The sequence below is a fragment of the Modestobacter excelsi genome (genome assembly GCF_005930495.1).
Classification (GTDB): domain Bacteria; phylum Actinomycetota; class Actinomycetes; order Mycobacteriales; family Geodermatophilaceae; genus Modestobacter; species Modestobacter excelsi.
Genome location: NZ_SJEX01000060.1, coordinates 12,913 through 32,300 on the forward strand (window position 1 = coordinate 12,913; position 19,388 = coordinate 32,300).

Genomic DNA, 19,388 nt, shown 5'->3' on the forward strand with positions numbered 1-19,388 from the left:
GCGTCAGCCTCCCTGTCCCACGGCCTGCAGGACCGTTGCGTCGTCGTCGGCGTAGACGACCGTGTAGAGCCCCCGGTCGACGAGCTCGTCGGCGATGGCCGTCGTCCAGCCGGCGGGCCGGCCCTCGGTCAGCTGACCCACCTCGTCCTGGGTCCGGCTGACGACCACGAACTCCGGTTCCTCGGTGACCGCGCACTGCACCGCGTCGGCGGCCTCGCAGCCGGCCTCGCTCATCAGCAGCGGCACGAGCTCGCCGACCCGGTTGGCGCCGAGCGCGCCGGTCGACGCGGGGGTGCCCACGACGTCGCCGGGCTGCAGCCGGTCGAAGAGGGCGTTCGCGGCGGCGACGTCACCGGTGGTGACCCGCTCGAAGGCGATGTTGAGGCCGCGCGTCGTCGTCAGCAGCAGGCTGCCGACGGTCAGCGCGACGGTGAGCAGGGCGACGGCCAGCGCGGTGCGGCGCAGCGCGAGGCGCGGCAGCCGCAGCAGGCGGGCCAGCGCACCGAGGGCGACGGCCGCCAGCGGGGCGAGCAGCGGCGCGGCGAAGACGAAGGACCGCAGCACGATCTCCCCGCCGTAGCTGCCGAACAGCACCAGCGCGCCGGCCGCCATGGTCAGCCCGGCGAACAGCGGCGCACCGGACCGGTGCCGGATCAGCCACCAGCCGGCGAGCCCGGCGAGCGCGTACAGGAACGACCAGGCCAGCCGCACGGTCTGCATCGTCTGGTACGTCGGGTCGGCGGTCAGGCTGACCCGGCCGCCGACGGCGCTGTCCAGGTTGGAGTTCAGCTGGCCGAGGTCGTCCAGCACGGTGCTGAGGTTGCCGATCCAGTAGCCGGAGGCCCGGTAGCTGAACCAGAGCAGGAAGACCAGCGCCACGAGCAGCCACAGCCGCCGGTACCGGGTGTGCCCGGTCACCGCGAACACGAGCAGCGCGAAGACCAGGGTCGCCGGGGTCAGCTGGTGGCTGACCACGATCGCCACGGCGATCCCCAGCAGCGCGACCTCCCAGGCCAGCGCGCGACCGGTCGAGACCCCGTCGGGCAGCGCGGGCCGACGCCGCCACGCGCTCCGGGAGCGGGCGGCCCAGCCGCCGGCCAGCGGGGTGGGCCGGGCCTGGGTGGCCATCCACAGCAGCAGGGCGAGCATCGTCAGGTACAGGTAGAGCGCCGTCGCCTGCGGGGAGAAGTAGTCCTGCTGGTACCAGTTCGCCGACAGGTAGACGAAGACGGCGAGCCAGGCCAGCCGGGACGAGCGGGTGATGCACCGGGCGATGATCAGCACCGGCGCGATGGCGGCGATGTTGAAGACCGCCGGCGAGAGGGCCAGGAAGGTGCTCGCGTCCCGGACGCCGGCCAGGTCGACGAGGTCGGCGCCCGCGCCGAAGAAGCCCGGCCAGTACGCCCGGGCGTCGAGGCCGAGGAAGGAGGCGTGGTTCTCGGTGATGAACCGGATGAAGCCGACGTGCAGCCAGCCGACCGAGACGCCCGCCTCGCCGTCGCCGACGTTGGTGTAGCCGAAGACGACGATGCACAGGACCACCGCGGCGGCGGCCAGGACGACGGAGTCCACGGTCGGGCGGAGCAGCTGGCGGGCCGCAACCACGGCGGTCAGGACCAGCGCGAGCACGTAGGCCCAGCTCAGCACGCCCAGCACACCGGTGGCGCCGGCGGCGTCGAGCTCCAGCCAGCGGGTGGCCAGCCACCAGGACAGCAGCGCCAGCACCAGCAGGCCGGCGGAGACCAGCCGGTCGGGGGTCGCCAGCCGGCTGCGCAGCGACGGGGCCGGCCGGGCGCCCGGCTCGTCGGCGGGGTGCCGGCGCAGCGCGACGACGGTGAGCAGCAGGGAGACCACAGCGATGCCGGTGGCCCAGGCCGTGGGCCCCCACCAGCCGGTGGTCACCTCGACGGCGGCGGTGACCAGCGCGACCCCGAGGCTGAGCGCCACCGCCAGGCAGCTGCTGAGCAGGGCGTAGGGAACGCGGAGCAGGGAGGCCAGCGGGACGCCGGGCACCAGCAGCGTGAACAGCAGGGCGAGCAGCGTGCGCCCGGGCACGGACAGGTCCAGCCCCGCGACGACGACGGTGAGCACCGCCACGACGGCGCTGACCCACAGCGCGGCGCGCTCCACCCCCCAGCGCGCACGGCGCGGGGTCTCGAGCTCGGTCACCTCGGCCTCCACGGTCCGCCGGGCCGGGTCCTCGGCCAGGAGCGCGCTGCTCCCGGCCGGCGCATTCGCCCGGGTCATGCCGGCTCCTCGGCGTCCTCGAGCAACGACCACGGTCGCTCGACCAGGGCCTCGGCTGCCGCGACGACCTTGTCCCGGGCGACGAACGTCGAGTCGTAGGTCAGCGTCGCGCTCAACGCCTTCCCCCACTCGCTGGTGCAGACGGTGATGCCGCCGGGAATGCTCGGGGCGGCGCAGGTGAGCACCTGCCCCGGTCCGGCGGAGGTGTCCCACGGCAGGCGCCGCAGGAAGCCCATGGAGCCCAGGTGGCTGAGCACGACCGGGCCGCCGGCGCGCTCGCCGGTGCCCGACCTGTTCACCGCCGACCAGAGCGGCGACAGCGCCTCGGTCGCGCTGGCGGCCATCAGCGAGACCAGCGGGAGGCCGAGTCCGACGTCGGCAGTCACCTGCTCGGCGACCTGCCGCGGGTCCCGGCAGCTGGGGTCGGTCAGCCGCAGGGCGGCGGAGAAGTTGCCGACGACGTCGACCGAGGAGGGCAGGTAGCGGCGCAGGTCGTACATCACCACGGAGTCGGTGCTCGGGTGGACGGCGCCGTGCTGCTCGAGGGCCCGGCGAGCGGCCGACATCAGCAGCAGCGTGACCGAGACGCCCGGGTGGTGCTCCGCTCCCCAGGCGCGCAGCGTCCCCATGGTGCCGACCGGCCCGGTGCGGGCGACCAGCGACAGCCCGGACGTGTCGTCGGACACCGTGGGCTGGTCGGGCCGGCCGCCGGGGTCCAGACCGCGGCGCACCGCCGCCTTCCAGGTGGCGAGCTTGGGCTCGCGGGCGAGGCTGTTCCAGGTGGCCTTCGCCAGCGGGTAGCGGGTGGTGCTGTCGGTGGACGCCAGCAGCCCGGTGGGGACCTCGCCGGTGGCCGTGGCGCGGAGCAGCCCGCCGACGACGCTGCGCAGGCCGTAGTTGCCGTCGCCGAGGACGTGGTTGACCTGCCAGCCGAGGTAGCCGTCGCCGACGGTGACCGTGAAGGGGCGTTCGTCCGGCAACTGGGGCAGCAGCCCGGCAGCGATCGTCTCCTGCTCCTCGGGCGTCGGCCGTCCCCCGGTGCCTGCGCCGGGGGCCTCGGTGACCAGCCGGTGCAGCCAGGCGTCGAGCTCGTCGGCGGCGACCGGGGTCCAGCGCAGCGGCGAGCCCTCGAGCCGGCACAGCACGCGGGCGGTCGGGTCGACGGCGTGCAGCCGGCGCAGGGTGGCGCGCAGCGCGGCCGCGTCCACGGCGGCGTCGAGCCCGGTGACGACCGAGACCGTTTGGATGCCCTGCCACAGCCGGTTGCGGAGCTCGACCCGCGCGGGGCGCACCGACCGGTCCTCACCGCGCCGCAGGTCCGCCGGCCTCAACGCGGGCTCCGGCCGGCGGCGGCCAGGGCCCCCCGGCACGGAACCACGGGACGGCACAGGTGTTCCATGATGCTCCGATCGCACGGTCGTCGGTCTCGTCGTCGGTCCCGTCTCCGGGGACGCCGAGATCCAGGGCCTGGTCACCCAGAGTATGTGGAGACCCGGGGCCGTAGGCGGCCGTGCGAGGGGCGGTCACCCCTTGGAGTCGCCCGATCAGGTGACCGGACCCGACCCGGTGGTGCCGGAACCGCGGCGCACCGCGGCTGGGGCTCCGCCGTCCCCCGACCGGGGGAGTCGGAGATCACGGGCCTCAACCGGGGGCCGGGCGGCGTCGATGTCCGGTGCATGCCGACCGCCGCCGACCCGATCGCCCCGCCGGTGCTGCCGCCGCCGACCCCCGTGGCTCCCGACGCCGTCACCCTGCTGCCCTCCCGGGCGGCGCTGATCGAGCACCTCGCCGAGCGGGCGCCGTCCTCCGCGGACTCCCCCGCCGCGCTGGTGCTGGTCGGGCTGCTGCACCGGGGCACTGGATGGCCGGTGCCCGGCAGCCACCTCGGCCTGGTCGCCGCCGCCCTGTCGGCGAACGTGCGCGCCGACGACTGGCTCGCCCGTTCCGGTCCCACCGAGTTCGCGGTGCTGCTCGGCAGCGCCGCGGCCGACGCCGAGACGGCGACCGAGCGGCTGCTGCAGGTCGTCGTCGGTGCCGGGGTCCCCGGGCTGACCGCGTGCGCCGGCATCGCGAGCCTCTCCCCCGACGCCTCGGCCACCGAGGTCCACCGCCGGGCCGTGCTGTGCCTGACCACCGCGCGCAGCGTCGGTGGCGGCCGGGTCATCCGCTACCGCGGCGCCCGCCGCTGACGTCCGCCCCCTGGGGCGGTCCCCTCAGCGGACGACGGACCTCGCCTCGTGCGGGTCGTCGGTGCCGGCCCGGGCGGCGGCCTCGGCCTGACGGGCCTCGAGCCGCTCGCGCTGCGGGACGACGGTGTACTTCGGGTCCTTCGCGCTGGCCATCCCCGCCTCGAAGATGCCCATCCGGGTCATCACCGAGCCGGCGGCCAGCAGCGCCCCACCGAGCACGCCGCCCACCCGGGTGCGTCCGAGCAGCGCGGTCACCCCGGCGCCGCTGACCGTGCAGGCCTTCGCCGCGCGCAGCAGCTTCCCGGCCTTGCCCAGGTGGTAGGGCTCGCTGACGATGCCGTGCCCGTGCTCCACCCGGTGGATGGCAGCCAGCTCGAGCGCCACCCCGGTCAGCGCCACCTTCCGCGACGGCCCGGCCTCCTCGACCGGGGTCAGCGCCATGGTGATGCCGCCACCGGCGGCCATCGCCGACCCCGCGAACACGAACGGCAGCTCGTCGTGCGGCGCGTGCCACGAGGGGACGGCGGTGTTCGCGATCAGCACCGCGGTGTAGGTCGCCATCGGACCGCCGAACGCGGCCGCGCCCACCGCCGACGCCTTGCGCAGCGCCGGGAAGGCACCCGCCAATCTCGGCAGGAACGGCAGCACCTTCGCGGCCAGCTCCAGCACCGGCTGCAGCTCCAGCAACCGGATCCCGGCCGCCGCGGAGGTGAACGCGCTGAACGGCGACAGGATGTAGGAGCCCACCGACAGCGGCGACGTCGGCTTGAACACCCGCAGCATGTGCAGGAAGCGCTCCGGCCGGCCGAGGTCGTCGATCAGCAGCACGACCGAGGCCAGTGCGCCGATCCCCGCGGTGTACTCCGCGTTGCGGGCCAGCGTCGGTCGCCCGGTGAACTCGGCGAGCGCTCCGATGACCGACGACGTCCCGGCGGCACCGCCCAGGAAGAAGTAGAGCGGGACCTCGGGGTTCTTCCAGGTCGGCGACTTGATGATCTGCCGGCCGTAGTAGGAGCTGAACTCCGCCTCGGGCACCATGGCCGCCTCGCGGTTGCCACTGCCCCAGCCGCCCCCGCCGCCGCGGCGGCGCTTGCGCCGCGGCCTGGTGAGGTCCTGCCCACCGGCCCGGTGCCAGCCGGCGCCGGGCGTCAGCGGCGCCTCGCCGGCCGGCTCGTCCCCGGTCGTCGGCTGCTCGCTCACGCCGCCACCCCCTGTCGCCAGGAGCACGCGTTCGGCGAAGGCTCCGGTCGCCAAAGGCGTGCTCCTGGCGAGTGCACAAGGCTCATCGCTTCCGCCCCACGAAGGCCGAGGCCACCACGCCGACGATGACCGCCGCGCCGGTCGCCGCGGCCTTCCACATCGACGGCAGGTCCCGGGTGGTGACGATCGGGTCCGGCGGCAGGCCGTAGACCTCGGGCTCGTCGAGCAGCAGGAAGAAGGCACCGACGCCACCGACGCCGTCGGCCTCGTCCCGGCCGTAGAGCCGCGCCGTCTCCACGCCCTGGCCCTTGAGCGTCGCCAGCCGCGCGTCGGCCCGGGCCTGCAGCTCGTCGAGGTCGCCGAACTGGATCGACTGGGTCGGGCAGGCGGTGGCGCAGGCCGGCTGCAGCCCGTCGGTCAGCCGGTCGTAGCACATCGTGCACTTGAAGACCCGGCCGTCGTCCTCGCGCTTGTCGATGACGCCGTAGGGGCAGGCCGGCACGCAGTAGCCGCAGCCGTTGCAGATGTCGCCCTGGACGACGACCGTGCCGAACTCGGTGCGGAACAGCGCACCGGTCGGGCAGACGTCCAGGCAGCCGGCGTGCGTGCAGTGCTTGCAGACGTCGGAGGACATCAGCCAGCGGATCTGCTTGTCGCTGCCGCTCTGCCCGGTCTGCGGGTCGAACTCGCTGAGCGACTGGGCGTTGAGCACGCTGGTCTGCGCGTTCAGCGTGCTGTCGGCCTGCGGGCTGATCGGGTTGACCGGCTGCCCGGAGTCCTGCCGGTCGTCGCCCGGTCGCCCGAACACCGGCATCGGCAGGTCCACCGCGCGGCTCTGCTCGATGAACGCCACGTGCCGCCACGAGTTGGCGCCCAGCTGGCCGGTGTTGTCGTAGGACATGCCGGACAGCCCCATGGCGTCCCTCGTGCCGTGCGAGTCGTCCATCGGGAGCGTGTTCCACTCCTTGCAGGCCACCTCGCAGGCCTTGCAGCCGATGCAGACCGACGTGTCGGTGAAGAACCCGACCCGCGCCGGGTGGTCGGTCTCGTACCCCGCCTCACCCTGGACGTCGGGCAGCGGCCCGTAGAGCCGGTTCCCCGTGACGGGGTCGGCGTGGTCCTTGCTCAGGCCAGGGCTCGCCGAGCTGACGGTGGTCATCGCGTTCCCCGCTCGTCGTTGGTCACGCGCCGGCCTCCGTCATCGCGCTCGGGTCCTCGTCGGGTGCCCGGCCGTTGACGCCGACCTTGCCCGACTCGACCCCGGCCCGGGTGCGGTAGGACTCGACGAACTCCAGCAGCTCCGGCCCGCGCGGACGCCGTCCGGGCACGATGTCGGCGGTGCTGACCTTGTCCTCCTGGATGTGGGTGTTCGCGTCGAGCACGATGCCCAGCAGGTCGTTGGCGTTGTCGCCGGTGGACAGCCCGCTGTAGGACCAGTGGTAGGGCATGCCGATCTGGTGCACGACCTGCCCGCCGCGCAGCTTCACCGGCCGGATCCGCTCGGTGACCAGCACCTTCGCCTCGATCGCCGTCCGGGCGCTGACCAGGGTGGCGAACTCGCCGTTGACCAGCCCGCGCAGCTCGGCGAGCTCCGGGCTGACCTCGACGAAGAACTCCGGCTGGAGCTCGGACAGGTAGGGCAGCGTGCGGCTCATGCCACCGGCGGTGTGGTGCTCGGTGAGCCGGTAGGTGGTCACCTGGAACGGGAAGACGTAGCTGAGCGAGGGGTTCTCCCGGTTCCACGGCCCGGCGATGCGCTCGATCGTCGGGCTGGACTGCTGGTCGTAGAGGGAGTTCTCCACGACCGACTCGGCCGGCTCGTAGTGCGTCGGCAGCGGGCCGTCGACCAGTCCGGACGGTGCGTACAGCCAGGCCTTCCCGTCCATCTGCATGATGAACGGGTCCGCCCCGCCGATCGCGGCCTGCGCCCGGGCACCCTCCGGCGGCACGTAGTCCGGCCGCTTGTCCGCCTCGAAGTCCGGCACGTCGTCGCCGGTCCACCTCCCGGCGGCCTCGTCCCAGTACACGTACTTCTTGCGCTCGCTCCACGGCTTGCCGTCGGGGTCGGCGGAGGCACGGTTGTAGAGGATGCGGCGGTTGAGCGGCCAGGCCCAGCCCCACTCCAGGGCGACCGGGCCCTGCTCCCGACGCGACTTGCGCCGCGCGGCCTGGTTGACCTCGCCGGCGTAGACGCCGGAGTAGATCCAGCACCCGCTGGTGGTCGACCCGTCGTCCTTGAGCTCGAGGTACCCGCTGACCGCCTTGCCGTCGGGGCCCACGCCGTTGATCTCGCGCAGCACCGCTGCTGCGTCGGGGTCGGCGGTCTCCCCGATCGTCGGGTAGTCCCACGTCAGGTTCAGCAGCGCCTGGTCGCGCGGGTCGGTGGACCCGGCCAGCCGCTTCCGCAGGATGCGGCCCAGGTGGAAGTAGAACCACAGGTCGCTGCGGGCGTCGGCCGGCGGCTCGACCGCCTTGTGCCGCCACTGCAGCACCCGCTGGGTCTGGGTGAAGGTGCCTTCCTTCTCCGTGTGCGTCGCCGCCGGCATGAAGAAGACCTCGGTGCCGATCGTCTCCGGCGCCATCTCGCCGGACTCGATCTCCGGGCCCTCCTTCCAGAAGGTCGCCGACTCGATCATCTGCAGGTCGCGGACGACCAGCCAGTCCAGGTTGGCCAGCCCGAAGCGGTTCATCTTCCCGTTGGGCGACCCGACCGAGGGGTTCTCCCCCACCAGGAAGTAGCCGTGCACCTTCCCGGCGATCATGTCCGCGATCGTCCGGTAGGAGCTGTGGTCGCCGTTGATCTTCGGGATCCAGTCGAACCGGAAGTCGTTCTCCGGCTGCGCCGCGTCGCCGAACCAGGCCTTGAGCAGGCTGACGGTGTACGCCCGCTTGTTGCCCCAGAAGCCGGCCTTGCCGGCGGCGTCGGCCACGTAGTCGTCGACCGTGGAGTGCATGGCCGCGTGCGGCATCGGCAGGTAGCCGGGCAGCAGGTTGTACAGCGTCGGGACGTCGGTCGAGCCCTGGATGCTGGCGTGCCCGCGCAGCGCGAGGATGCCGCCACCGGGCCGGCCGATGTTGCCCAGCAGCGTCTGCAGGATCGAGCAGCTGCGGATGTACTGCGCGCCGACGCTGTGCTGCGTCCAGCCCACGGAGTAGACCCACGCCGTCGTCCGCTCGCGGCCGCTGTTGCTGGTGACCCACGTCGCGACCTGCTCGAAGACCTCCGGCTCGATGCCGCAGACCTCGGCCACCACCTCCGGGGTGTAGCGGGCGAAGTGCCGCTTGAGCACCTGGAACACGCTGCGCGGGTGCTGCAGCGTCTCGTCCCGCAACGGCTTGGCCGGGATCGACGCCCCACCGCTGCCCAGGGACTGCGCCTGGTCGGCGGACTTGACGTCGTGGTCGTCGCCGATGGCCTCCTGCTCGGCGGACCCCTGCGGGTCGTCGGCGCCGGAGTGCGGCGTCTCCTCGTACTCGTACGCCCAGCTGTCGGTGTCGTAGTGGCCGTGCTCCGGGTCGAAACCGGAGAACAGGCCGCCGAGGTCCTCGGTGTCGACGAAGTCCTCACCCACCAGCGCCGCGGCGTTGGTGTAGGCGACCACGTACTCCTTGAAGTACAGGTCGTTGTCCAGGACGTACCGGATCAGCCCGCCGAGGAAGGCGATGTCGGTGCCGATGCGCAGCGGGACGTGCAGGTCGGCCACCGCGCTGGTCCGGGTGAACCGCGGGTCGATGTGGATGACCTTGGCCCCCCGGGCCTTGGCCTCCATCACCCACTGGAAGCCCACCGGATGGCACTCGGCCATGTTCGAACCCTCGATGACGATGCAGTCGGAGTTCGCCAGGTCCTCCTGGAAGTTGGTCGCGCCACCACGGCCGAACGAGGTCCCCAGACCGGGGACGGTGGAAGAGTGCTATATGCGGGCCTGGTTCTCGATCTGTATGGCGCCCAGCGCGCTGTACAGCTTCTTCATCAGGTAGTTCTCTTCGTTGTCCAGCGTCGCCCCGCCCAGGCTGGCCAGGCCCATGGTGCGGTTGACGCGCTTGCCCTGGTCCTCGTCCTGCCAGCCCTTCGCGCGGGCCTCCAGGACGCGGTCGGCGATCATCTCCATCGCCGTGTCGAGGTCCAGGTCCTCCCAGTCCGCGGCGTAGGGCCGGCGGTACTTGACCGTCGTGACGCGGCTGGGGCTGGTGACCAGGGACAAGCTCGCACTGCCCTTGGGGCAGAGCCGGCCGCGGCTGATCGGCGAGTCGGGGTCGCCCTCGATCTGGACGATCTCCTCGTCCTTCACGAACACGCGCTGGCCGCAGCCGACCGCGCAGTACGGGCAGACCGACGTCACGACCCGGTCGGCGGTCGCCGTCCGGCTGACCACCTGCTCGGTGGCCTTGCTGCGCGCGGCCACCCCCCGGCCGAGCGGGTCCGCGCCGGTGAGCTGCCGGAACACCGGCCATGCGTCGAGCCACGTCTTCACGATCGGGAGCTTGCCACCCGATCGCCCGCCACGCGCGCTCACCCTGCGCCGCGTCGCGACAGGGGTCCGGCCGGCCTCAGCCCGGGCCGCGGGTCTCGGCGGTGCGCTGCCCCGCAGAGCGCGGAGCAGGACGGCGGCCCAGGCCCGGGAGGGGCGCCACCGGGTCCGGGCCCGCGGCGGCAGCGGCGGCCGGCTGGCCGAGCGGGGGCCGGTCGGCCACCATGTGCGCAGCCTGCGTCCGGCCCGCCCGGGCCGGCGCTGCACCGCCCGCGCAGCGTCCGGCTGCCGGAAGCTGCGAGGAGGAGTCGTGCGCGACGAACAGGCCGAGTCCGTGTCGTGTCACCGCTGCGGGCACAGCTGGTCCCAGCACGCCCCGACCTGCGTCGCCTACGACAGCTGCCGGTGCCGGAGCTTCCAGTGGGTCGACCCCGCGCCGTCCCGGGACCTCCTGGGCTACCACCGGCTCCCCCGAACGAGCTGACGAGCGGCGGGCCCTGGCGCAGCTGAGTAGCGTCCTCAGCAACACCTCAGGAGGCACGCCATCACCATGGACACCGCAGGATGCCCCGACCACCCCGCTGGCTGCGGCGGCGACGCCGCGGCGCACGGACCGCAGGTCCCGACCGCCCGACCCGCAGCCGAGTCCAGCGTCGACTGCCCCGAGTGCGGTGAGCCCAGCAGCCCGCAGCGGATCGCGAGCTGGGGCCACTGCCGGGCCTGCCGCACCGCGGACTCCCGCGCGAAGAGCCCGCTGCGCTGGTGACCGCACGCCGCTGACGGTCAGCAGGCCGTCTCGGCACGGGACACCCAGACGCCGGACCCCGCCGCCACCAGGCGGTACCCCGCCCGTTCCCGGTCGTCCACGGCCACCAGCCAGCACTCCGACGCGTCGCTGGACATCCCGGTCCACCAGCCCTGGTCGCCCGGTGCGTCGCGGCCGGAGTGCACGGCCGGCACGGCGGAGTGCACGGCCGGCACGGCGGAGTGCACGGCCGGCACGGCGGAGTGCACGGCCGGCACGGCGGAGTGCCAGCCCGACCACTCCCGTTGCGCGGGAGCCCCAGGCGCCGGTGCGGGCCGCCAGCGCGGCGGACGCCGCGGCGAAGCCGAGGACCAGCGCCCCGACCACGACCAGGTCGACCGCGCGCGGACCGACCGCGCCGTCCGGCCCCCGCTGCACGAGGGGGCATGCTGCCAGGGCGCCTCGCCCCCTTCGGGTGAGGGTCGCGCCGCTGGTCTGCAGAGCCGCCGGGCCGGTCCCGACAACCCTGGGGTGACCACCGGACCCCTCGCCGTCCCGGCGCGGGCCGTGTCCGCCTCCCGACCAGGCGGCCCGGCCGCCCCCGCGCTGCGCCGGCACCTCGTCCTCGCCGTCCTGGCCGCCCTCCTCCCGCTCGCCGCCGGGCTGCTGCCCGGCAGCTGGTCCGTCGGCGTGGCGGTGCTCGTCGACTTCCTGGCCGTCGCGGTCGTGCTGACGCTGCTGGTCCGGTCCGGACGGCGGAGCGCCCACCCCGCCGGGTGGCGCTGGTACGCGATCTCGGTGGCAACGAGCGCCTTCGGCGCCCTGCTGGCCGGGGCGTGGCTGCCCTGGGGGCAGACCGCGCTGGGCAGCGTGCCCGGTCAGCTGCTGGTGGTCGTGGCCATCGGGCGCATGCTCGACCGCACGTCCCTGCGCGGGGCCCGGGCGCGGATGGCCACGATGCTCGTGCTGTTCGTGCTCGCCGACCTGCTGACCGTCCACACGCTCTACCACCTCAGCGTCGGCCGGTCCGGCGTCCTGTCGCTGGACCAGACGATCGCGCTGTTCGCCCTGCTGGGCAGCATCGCGATCGGCACCGGCTTCTCGCTCGTCCTCATCGCCGTCTGCGCCGCCGAGCAGCGCCGCGTCGGCTGGCTGCTGTTCGCCTCCCAGGTGGCGACCGCGCAGGCCGGCGCCTGCTCCTCGATCGCCACCGGCCCCGGCGTCGTCCAGTACCTCGCCTGCGCCACCAGCGTCCTCGGGCTCGGTCTGCTCGCCGTTGCCTGCGGTGCCGACCGGCCCCGCCCCCCTGCCGACCGGCGGCCGGCGGACGGCTCCACGCTGGGCGCGCTGCTCCCGCACGCCACCGCGATGACCGGCGGCTCGCTGCTGCTGCTGAGCGTCCCGGTCACCGGCACGCTCACTGTCTTCGGGACGACGCTCGGCGTGCTCGGCCTCGGTGCGCTGTTCGCGCACCAGGCGGTGTCCTGGCGCACCCAGCAGCGGCTCACCCAGGATCTGCAGCGCAGCGAGGCCTACTTCCGCACCCTGGTGCGCGGCAGCGCGGACCCGGTGGTGATCCTCGACGACCGGCTGACCGTCACCTGGGTGTCGCCGGCCATCACCGACCTGCTCGGCGTCGCGCCGCAGCGCATCGTCGGCCGCCCCGTCGCCGACACGGTCCACCCGGATGACGCCGCCGGCCTGCTGGCAGCGCTCAGCGCTCCGCACGACGACGAGGTCCGGACCCGCAGCGCCCGGGTCCGCCAGTGCGACGGCAGCTGGCGGCTCATCCAGGCCCAGGTGCGCGACCTGCGCAGCGACCCCGACGTGGGCGCCCTCGTGCTGTACTGCCGCGACGTCACCGCCACCGCCCCGCTGCCGGTGGTGGCCGACCTCGCCTTCAGCACGACCGACCCGGCCACGGGGCTGCCCAACCGGTCCGCCCTCACCCAGCGCCTGACCGCCGTGCTGCGCGCCCCCGCGGTGTCCACCACCTCGCTGGTGGTTCTGGGGGTCGACGGCCTCGCCGACGGTGACGACGCCGCCGTCCTCCGCGAGCTGACGACCCGGTTCAGCCGGGCGCTGCGCGGGGACGACTGGCTGGCCCGCGCCGGGGTCAGCGAGTTCGCCGTGGTCGTCGACGGCACCATCGCCGACGCCGAGACCGTTGCCGCGCGGCTGGTCGCCGCGGTCCAGCCGGTCGCCAGCGGCCCGGGGACGACGTTGCGGCTCACCGCCGCGGCCGGCGTCAGCGGGCTGTCCGCCGACGTCGACACCGGTGAGGTGCTGCGCTGGGGCGACCTGGCGCTGCGCAGCGCCCGCGCCGCCGGGCCCGGCCAGGTGCGCCGGCACTCCGACGCCCTGCGGATCACCCAGGACCGCCAGGAGACGCTGCGCGCCGACCTGGCCGACGCCCTCCGCGAGGACCACCTGCACCTGGTCTACCAGCCGGTCGTCGACCTGGCCCTGCGGCGCACGGTCTCGGTCGAGGCGCTGCTGCGCTGGCGGCACCCCGTGTACGGCGCGGTCTCCCCCGCCGAGTTCATCCCGCTGGCCGAGGAGTCCTCGCTCATCACCGACATCGGCCGCTGGGTGCTCGCCCGCGCCACCGCGGCCATCGCCGCACTGCCGCACCCCGACCTCGGCGTCGCGGTCAACGTCTCCGCCCGGCACGTGCGCAGCGGCGAGCTGGTCGACGACGTCCTGGCCGCGCTGGACGGCAGCGGGCTGCCCGCCTCCCGGCTGGTCCTGGAGATCACCGAGTCGGTGCTCCTGGACGACGGCCACGTGGTCGCCGACCTGCAGCTGCTGCGCCGGCTCGGCGTGCGCATCGCGGTCGACGACTTCGGCACCGGCTGGTCCTCGCTGGCCTACCTGGTGGGCCTGCCGATCGACGTGCTGAAGATGGACCGCCAGTTCCTCGCCGACGTCGAGACCGACCAGCAGCGCCGGGCGCTGTGCGCCTCGGTGCTGCACCTGGGCACCAGCTTGGGCCTGGCCGTCGTGGTCGAGGGCGTGGAGACCCAGGCCGAGCTGCAGCTGCTGAGCGACATGGGGCACCGCTTCATCCAGGGCTTCCTGCTCGCCCGCCCGATGGACGCCGCCGCACTCACCACGCAGCTGCCCGGCATCGGCGCCGACGGCGCACCGACCCCGTCCGCCGACGTCCCCGGCGACGGCGGCCCCGCCCACCCGGTGGGCGCGCGCTTCCCCCGGCCGCCGCGGTGACCGGCGTGCGCCGCGCCGCGCCGTCGCTGGCCGGCACGGCGGTCTGGGCGGCCTGGCGCTGCCGCAGGCTGACCCGGTCGATGCGACGCCGCGTCCCGGATGCCGCCCCCCGCGCCGAGGTGTGAGCCGGGCGAGTGGTGACCAGGGGCTTGATCAGCGCCGATACTGGGCCGGTGACCCCTCCACGCCTGCACTTCCTCGGTCACTCGACGGTGCGGGCGGAACTGGCCGGGAAGACCGTGCTCACCGACCCGCTGCTGACGGTCCGGCTGGGCCCGCTGCGCCGGGTGGTGACGCCGCTGGCCCCGTCGGCCTGGGCCGGTGTCGACCTGGTGCTCATCTCGCACCTGCACAACGACCACCTGCACCTGCGCTCGCTGCGCCTGCTCGGCCGCAGCACCCCGATCGTCGTCCCGCGGGGTGCCGGCCGGTGGCTGACCCGGCACGGCTTCACCGCGGTGGAGGAGCTGGCCCCGGGCGAGAGCCTCACCGACGGCGGGCTCACCGTGACCGCCACCCACGCCGACCACGCCGCGCACCGCTGGGGTCCCCGGCTCACCCACGGCCCGCACGCCCCGGCGGTCGGGCACCTGCTCTCCGGCGGGGGGACGACGGTGTACGCCGCCGGCGACACCGACCTCTTCCCCGGCATGACCGACCTCGGCGCCGAGGGCATCGACGTCGCGCTGCTGCCGGTGTGGGGCTGGGGTCCCTCGCTCGGCCCGGGCCACCTGGACCCCGCCGGTGCGGCCGCAGCGGTGCAGCGGCTCCGGCCGGACGTCGCCGTCCCGGTGCACTGGGGCACCTTCGCCGTCGCCGGGCTGACCTCGCTGCCCAGCCCCTGGCGGGCGCGGATGCGCGCGCTGCTCACCGAGCCGCCGCGCCGGTTCGCCGCCGCCGTCACCGCCGCGGTCACCGCCGCGCGACCGGCCACGCACGTCGCGCTCACCGCGCCCGGGTCGGCGGTGGTGCTGCCGGCGCCGGTGGACTCCGGGGGCGCCGCGTGAGCACCCCGGCCGTGCTGGCCGCGAGCTGGACCGACGGCAGCTCGCTGGGCTACCCGGTCCTGTTCGGCGGGGTGCTGCTGGGCTCCGTCGTCCCGGTCGTGCCCACCGGTGCGGTCGTCGGCGCCGCGGCGGCGGTCGCGCTGACCACCGACCACCTGTCGCTGCCGCTCGTCGTCCTGCTGGCCACCCTGGGTGCCTTCGCCGGCGACGTCACCACGTTCAGCATCTGCCGGTTCGGTGGCCCGGCCGCGGTCCGCTGGGTCGCCCGCGGCCAGCACGCCGACCGGATCGACGAGGTGCGCGAGCAGTTCCGCCGGCACGGCTGGCAGATCGTCCTCGTCGGCCGGCTGCTGCCCGCCGGCCGGATCCCGGTGCTGCTGGCCGCCGGGGCGCTGGCCTACCCGTGGCGGCGGCTGCTCCCGGCGTCCTTGGCGGCGGCGCTGGTCTGGGCGGTCGCCTACGCGCTGCTCGGCGTGGTCAGCGGCGGCATCTTCGACTCCCCGCTGATCGCCACGCTGATCGCGACGCTGCTGGTGCTGCTGGTCGGCGTCCTGCTGAACCTGGTCTCCGCCCACCGCAGGAAGACCGCCACGAGCGCGCCTCCGGCGCTGGGGCCGGACGACGCACTCCCGGCGCCGAAAGCGCACGGGGACGACGGCGCGCGCTGCGAGCGGCCGTGAGCGAGACCCACTCCCCCGGCCGGGTGCTGCGGACCGGCCGGACGCTGGCCCGGGTGGTGCTGGTGTGGGCCTTCGTCACCGGCGCGCTGATCGTCCTCGACGACTGGCTGTCCGGGTTCGCGATGACCTCGTGGTGGCAGCCCCCGGTCGCCGCGCTGCTGCTCGGGGTGCTGGCCGCGGTCGGCTGGCCGCTGGTGATGCGGGTGGCGCTGCCGATCGCCTTCTTCACCCTCGGCCTGGGCAGCTTCCTGATCATGGGCGCGGGCGTGCTGGCGATCTTCTACGCGATCCCCGGTGTGCAGGTGCACTCGTTCGGGACCAGCGTCGTCGTCGCGGTGGTGATGGCCGGCATCGCCGGGGTGATCAGCAGCGTGCTGGCGGTCAACGAGGACGAGGTCTTCTTCCGCCGCGCCCGCCGCCGCGGCACCGGTGCCGGCCAGGGCGCGCTCCCGCACGGCGTGGTCTTCCTGCAGATCGACGGGCTGGGGCACGCGGTCGCCCGGCGCGCCGTCCGGGACGGCTCGATGCCCACCCTCGCGGCCTGGCTGCGCGCCGACACCCACGTGCTCCGCGCCTGGCACACCGACTGGAGCTCGCAGACCGGCGCCAGCCAGGCCGGCATCCTGCAGGGCTCGAACGAGGGGATCGTCGGGTTCCGCTGGTACGACAAGGAGCGCGACCGGGTCGTCTCGGTCTCCCGCCCCGAGGACGCCGCCGAGATCGAACGGCAGCACTCCGACGGCAGCGGGCTGCTGGCCGGCGACGGCGCGGGGCGCGGCAACCTCTTCACCGGCGACGCCGCGCACGTCTCGCTCACCATGAGCTCGCTGGCGGTCGTCGTCGGCAAGGGGTCGCGGCGGGAGCGGCGCAGCCGGGACCGGATCGGTGCCGGCTACTACACCTACTTCGCCAACCCGGTGAACGCGCTGCGCACCCTCGGCGTCGCGCTGGTCGACGTCTACCGCGAGCTGGCCGCCGCCGCCCGGCAGCGGCGGGCCGACGTCCGGCCGCGGGTCGAGCGCGGCGGCATCTACCCCCTCGCCCGGGTCGGGTCGACGGTGGTCATCCGGGACGTCGTGGTCAACGCCGTCCTGGAGGACATGCTCGCCGGCCGGCCGGTCGTCTACGCCGACTTCGTGGGCTACGACGAGGTCGCCCACCACTCCGGGATCGAGCGCTTCGACACCCTCGAGGTGCTGCGCAGCATCGACCAGCAGATCGGCCGGCTCTCCCGGGCGGCCCAGCTGGCGCCCCGCCCGTACCACCTGGTGTGCCTGTCCGACCACGGGCAGACCCAGGGGCAGACCTTCGCCGACCGGTTCGGCGAGACCGTCGAGCAGCTGGTCGGGCGGCTGTGCGGCGCCGTCGCCCCCGAGCCGCGGCGCCGGCTGCTCGGCCTGCTCCCGCCCGCCCCGGTGAGGGACAGCCGGCGGCCGGCCGAGTCCTGGCAGGTGACCTCCGCCCTCGCCGAGAGCAGCGGGCTGATCGCCCGGCGGCTGCGCGACCGGGTGTCCCCGGCCGGCGCCGCCGAGGAGGTCACGCCGGTGGGCGAGGCCGGCGCGGTCACCCGGGTGGCACCCGGCGTGGTGGTCAGCGTGTCCGGGCACATGGCTCACATCTGCTTCGCCGACCTGCCCGGCCGGGTGCCGCTGGAGACCATCGAGCGGCGCTGGCCGCACCTGCTGCCCACGCTCGTCGACCACGCCGGCATCGGTTTCCTGCTGGTGCAGTCCGAGGAGTTCGGCCCGGTGGTGCTCGGCCGGGACGGGCTGCACCGGCTCCGCACCGGGGTGGTGATCGGCGAGGACCCGCTGGCCGCCTACGGCGAGCACGCCGCCGCCCTGGTCGCGCGGGTGTCGTCGTTCCGGCACTGCCCCGACGTCGTGGTCAACAGCCGCTACGACCCGGGCACCGACGAGGCCTCCCCGTTCGAGCCGCACGTGGGCTCGCACGGTGCGCTGGGCGGCCCGCAGCAGCACGGGTTCCTGGTGCACCCGCGGGAGTTCGGCGACCCGGGCGAGGTGGTCGGTGCCGAGCAGCTGCACCGGGTGCTGCGCGGCTGGCTCACCGGCCTGGGGCACCCCGAGCCCCTGACGACGACGGCCGGGGTCGGCGTCCTCACCCCGAACGGCTGAGCCGGGGCGTCAGCCGACGCCGATGCTGATGACCGGGGCGGCGTGCGGGTCCAGCCAGCGCATCAGCTGCGGCAGGACGGCCCGGTCGACGGCCACGCAGCCGGCGGTGGCCGCACCGTTGCTGATGTGCAGGAAGAAGGCCGACCCGGCGCCGCGGACGACCGGGGCGCGGTTGTAGTCGATGACCACCGCGTTGTCGTAGACGGCGCCGGCCGCGTACAGGTTCTCCCCCGCCCCCTCGTCGAACGGGCAGCTGCCGGGCGCGCACCGCGCAGCGGTGTTGTACAGCGGGCTGCGGGTGTCCGACACCCACCAGTCGGACCGGTCGACCACCCGGTAGGGCAGGGCCGTGCCCGGGTTGCCGGCCCGGCCGAAGGCCGAGCTGAGGCCGAAGGTGCCGGCCGGGGTGCGGGTCGAGGACTCGCTGGCCGCGCCCACCCCGGCGCTGCCGATCCGGGCCGGCACCGGTCCGAGGACCGCGGACCACCCGCCCGGGCCGCGCTGCCACGCGGTGACCGTGGCGGTGCTGGCGCCGGCCGAGGGGGCGACCACGGTGATCACCTGGTTGCCGGAGGGCGTGAGGCCCAGCGGCAGGGTCCCGCCGACGACGACCGTGCCGCCGTTCGGGAACCAGCGGATCGAGCCGTGCTGGAAGTCCTGCGCCCGGCCGTCGGGGATCGCGAACTCGTCGGTGACCGGGTAGCCGAGGGTGGAGGTCTCCCAGCCCGCGGCCGCCCAGCGGTCGCGGATCGCCCCGCGGACGCTGTGCGCTCCGCCGGCCGGCGACCAGTAGATCGAGCCGCCCTGGAAGAGGTTGAACCGGCCGAGCCCGTCGGGGGTGCCGAGCTCGTCGGTGGTCGGCAGGCCGAGGAAGGAGGTCTCCCAGCCCAGCGCCCCGTACCGGCTCCAGATGCCGCCGCCGACCTGGTGGGCGCCGGTGGCCGGCGACCAGTAGACGGCCCCGCCCTGGAACAGGCCGAGCCGCGCGCGACCGTCCGGCGTGCCGAGTTCGTCGCTGGTCGGGTACCGGAGCGTGCCGGTCTCCCAGCCCAGCGCCGCCCACCTGTCCCGGATCGCCCCGCGGACCGACCACGCACCGGTGGCCGGCGCCCAGTACACCGAGCCCCCGGTGAAGACGTTGTACCGGCCGTACCCGGACGGGGTCGGCAGCTCGTCGGTGAGCGGCCCGCCCAGGACGCCGCCCGGCCCGCCCAGTGCCTGGTAGCGGTCGAGGATCGCACCGACCACCTGACGCGTCCCGCCGGCCGGCGAGGGGTAGGCGGTGGCCGAGGCGCTCGGCGCGCCCAGGCCGACCACCGTGACCAGCACGACGGCCAGCAGCGCCGTCAGCCGGGCGGACCGGGCCCGCGCACGGCGGGGCGGAGAGGTCGCACTCATCTGGTCGCTCCCGCGTCGTCCGGTCCGGTCGGCAGGAACCTAGGTCGGCGGGACCGGCCGGCCCGGCAGCCCCGCCCCGGTCGCGCC

The 19,388-nt window shown here is 74.8% G+C and carries 13 protein-coding genes and 1 pseudogene; 6 read left to right on the forward strand and 8 right to left on the reverse strand.

Going from position 1 to position 19,388, the window contains the following annotated elements; all coding sequences use genetic code 11:
* Positions 1–3 precede the first annotated feature (3 nt).
* On the reverse strand, positions 4–2,247 hold the full coding sequence (locus FHL80_RS17775; RefSeq protein WP_138734708.1) for a serine/threonine protein kinase: 2,244 nt from the start codon (positions 2,245–2,247) through the stop codon (positions 4–6).
* The gene (locus FHL80_RS17780) at positions 2,244–3,539 is read right to left on the reverse strand and encodes a hypothetical protein (RefSeq protein WP_138734709.1); all 1,296 of its coding nucleotides are present in this window, start codon (positions 3,537–3,539) and stop codon (positions 2,244–2,246) included. The genes FHL80_RS17775 and FHL80_RS17780 overlap by 4 nt, the downstream gene beginning before the upstream one ends.
* A gap of 384 nt (positions 3,540–3,923) precedes the next feature.
* On the opposite strand from FHL80_RS17780, the gene FHL80_RS17785 reads away from it, so the two are divergent.
* Positions 3,924–4,436, forward strand: a complete 513-nt coding sequence (locus tag FHL80_RS17785) for a diguanylate cyclase domain-containing protein (protein ID WP_138734710.1) — start codon at positions 3,924–3,926, stop codon at positions 4,434–4,436.
* A gap of 24 nt (positions 4,437–4,460) precedes the next feature.
* On the opposite strand, the gene nrfD is transcribed toward FHL80_RS17785, so the two are convergent.
* The 4 genes and pseudogenes from nrfD to FHL80_RS27285 form a co-directional block, all read right to left on the reverse strand.
* Positions 4,461–5,636: an NrfD/PsrC family molybdoenzyme membrane anchor subunit gene (gene nrfD / locus FHL80_RS17790; protein ID WP_138734711.1), complete on the reverse strand. Its 1,176-nt coding sequence runs from the start codon at positions 5,634–5,636 to the stop codon at positions 4,461–4,463.
* An 82-nt stretch (positions 5,637–5,718) separates the two neighbouring features.
* Positions 5,719–6,795 (reverse strand): 4Fe-4S dicluster domain-containing protein, encoded by a 1,077-nt coding sequence (locus FHL80_RS17795; protein ID WP_138734712.1) that lies wholly within the window; start codon positions 6,793–6,795, stop codon positions 5,719–5,721.
* Positions 6,796–6,817: 22 nt separating this feature from the next.
* A pseudogene (fdh, locus tag FHL80_RS17800) lies at positions 6,818–9,538 on the reverse strand (formate dehydrogenase); the annotation flags it as partial.
* Positions 9,539–9,550: 12 nt separating this feature from the next.
* A complete protein-coding gene (locus tag FHL80_RS27285; RefSeq protein ID WP_138734714.1) occupies positions 9,551–10,111 on the reverse strand; it encodes a dehydrogenase in 561 nt (186 codons plus the stop codon).
* 547 nt (positions 10,112–10,658) lie between these two features.
* Here FHL80_RS27285 and FHL80_RS17810 point away from each other — a divergent pair.
* Entirely contained in the window at positions 10,659–10,874 is a 216-nt protein-coding gene (locus FHL80_RS17810) for a hypothetical protein (protein ID WP_138734715.1), read from the forward strand.
* A 17-nt stretch (positions 10,875–10,891) separates the two neighbouring features.
* Here the strand turns inward: FHL80_RS17810 and FHL80_RS17815 are convergent, their stop codons facing one another.
* Entirely contained in the window at positions 10,892–11,122 is a 231-nt protein-coding gene (locus FHL80_RS17815; protein WP_138734716.1) for a hypothetical protein, read from the reverse strand.
* Positions 11,123–11,384: 262 nt separating this feature from the next.
* On the opposite strand from FHL80_RS17815, the gene FHL80_RS17820 reads away from it, so the two are divergent.
* The 4 genes from FHL80_RS17820 to FHL80_RS17835 all read left to right on the forward strand — a co-directional run bounded on the left by FHL80_RS17820 (position 11,385) and on the right by FHL80_RS17835 (position 17,903).
* Complete coding sequence (locus tag FHL80_RS17820) at positions 11,385–14,081, forward strand: putative bifunctional diguanylate cyclase/phosphodiesterase (RefSeq protein ID WP_138734717.1); 2,697 nt, start codon at positions 11,385–11,387, stop codon at positions 14,079–14,081.
* Positions 14,082–14,254: 173 nt separating this feature from the next.
* The gene (locus FHL80_RS17825) at positions 14,255–15,088 is read left to right on the forward strand and encodes an MBL fold metallo-hydrolase (protein ID WP_138734718.1); all 834 of its coding nucleotides are present in this window, start codon (positions 14,255–14,257) and stop codon (positions 15,086–15,088) included.
* Positions 15,085–15,768, forward strand: coding sequence for a DedA family protein (locus tag FHL80_RS17830; RefSeq protein WP_216870835.1), 684 nt, complete (start codon positions 15,085–15,087; stop codon positions 15,766–15,768). Before FHL80_RS17825 ends, FHL80_RS17830 begins: the two co-directional genes overlap by 4 nt.
* Positions 15,765–17,903, forward strand: coding sequence for a phage holin family protein (locus tag FHL80_RS17835; RefSeq protein ID WP_138734719.1), 2,139 nt, complete (start codon positions 15,765–15,767; stop codon positions 17,901–17,903). The genes FHL80_RS17830 and FHL80_RS17835 overlap by 4 nt, the downstream gene beginning before the upstream one ends.
* A gap of 9 nt (positions 17,904–17,912) precedes the next feature.
* Here the strand turns inward: FHL80_RS17835 and FHL80_RS25670 are convergent, their stop codons facing one another.
* Positions 17,913–19,301 (reverse strand): L,D-transpeptidase family protein, encoded by a 1,389-nt coding sequence (locus FHL80_RS25670; RefSeq protein WP_216870836.1) that lies wholly within the window; start codon positions 19,299–19,301, stop codon positions 17,913–17,915.
* Positions 19,302–19,388 lie beyond the last annotated feature (87 nt).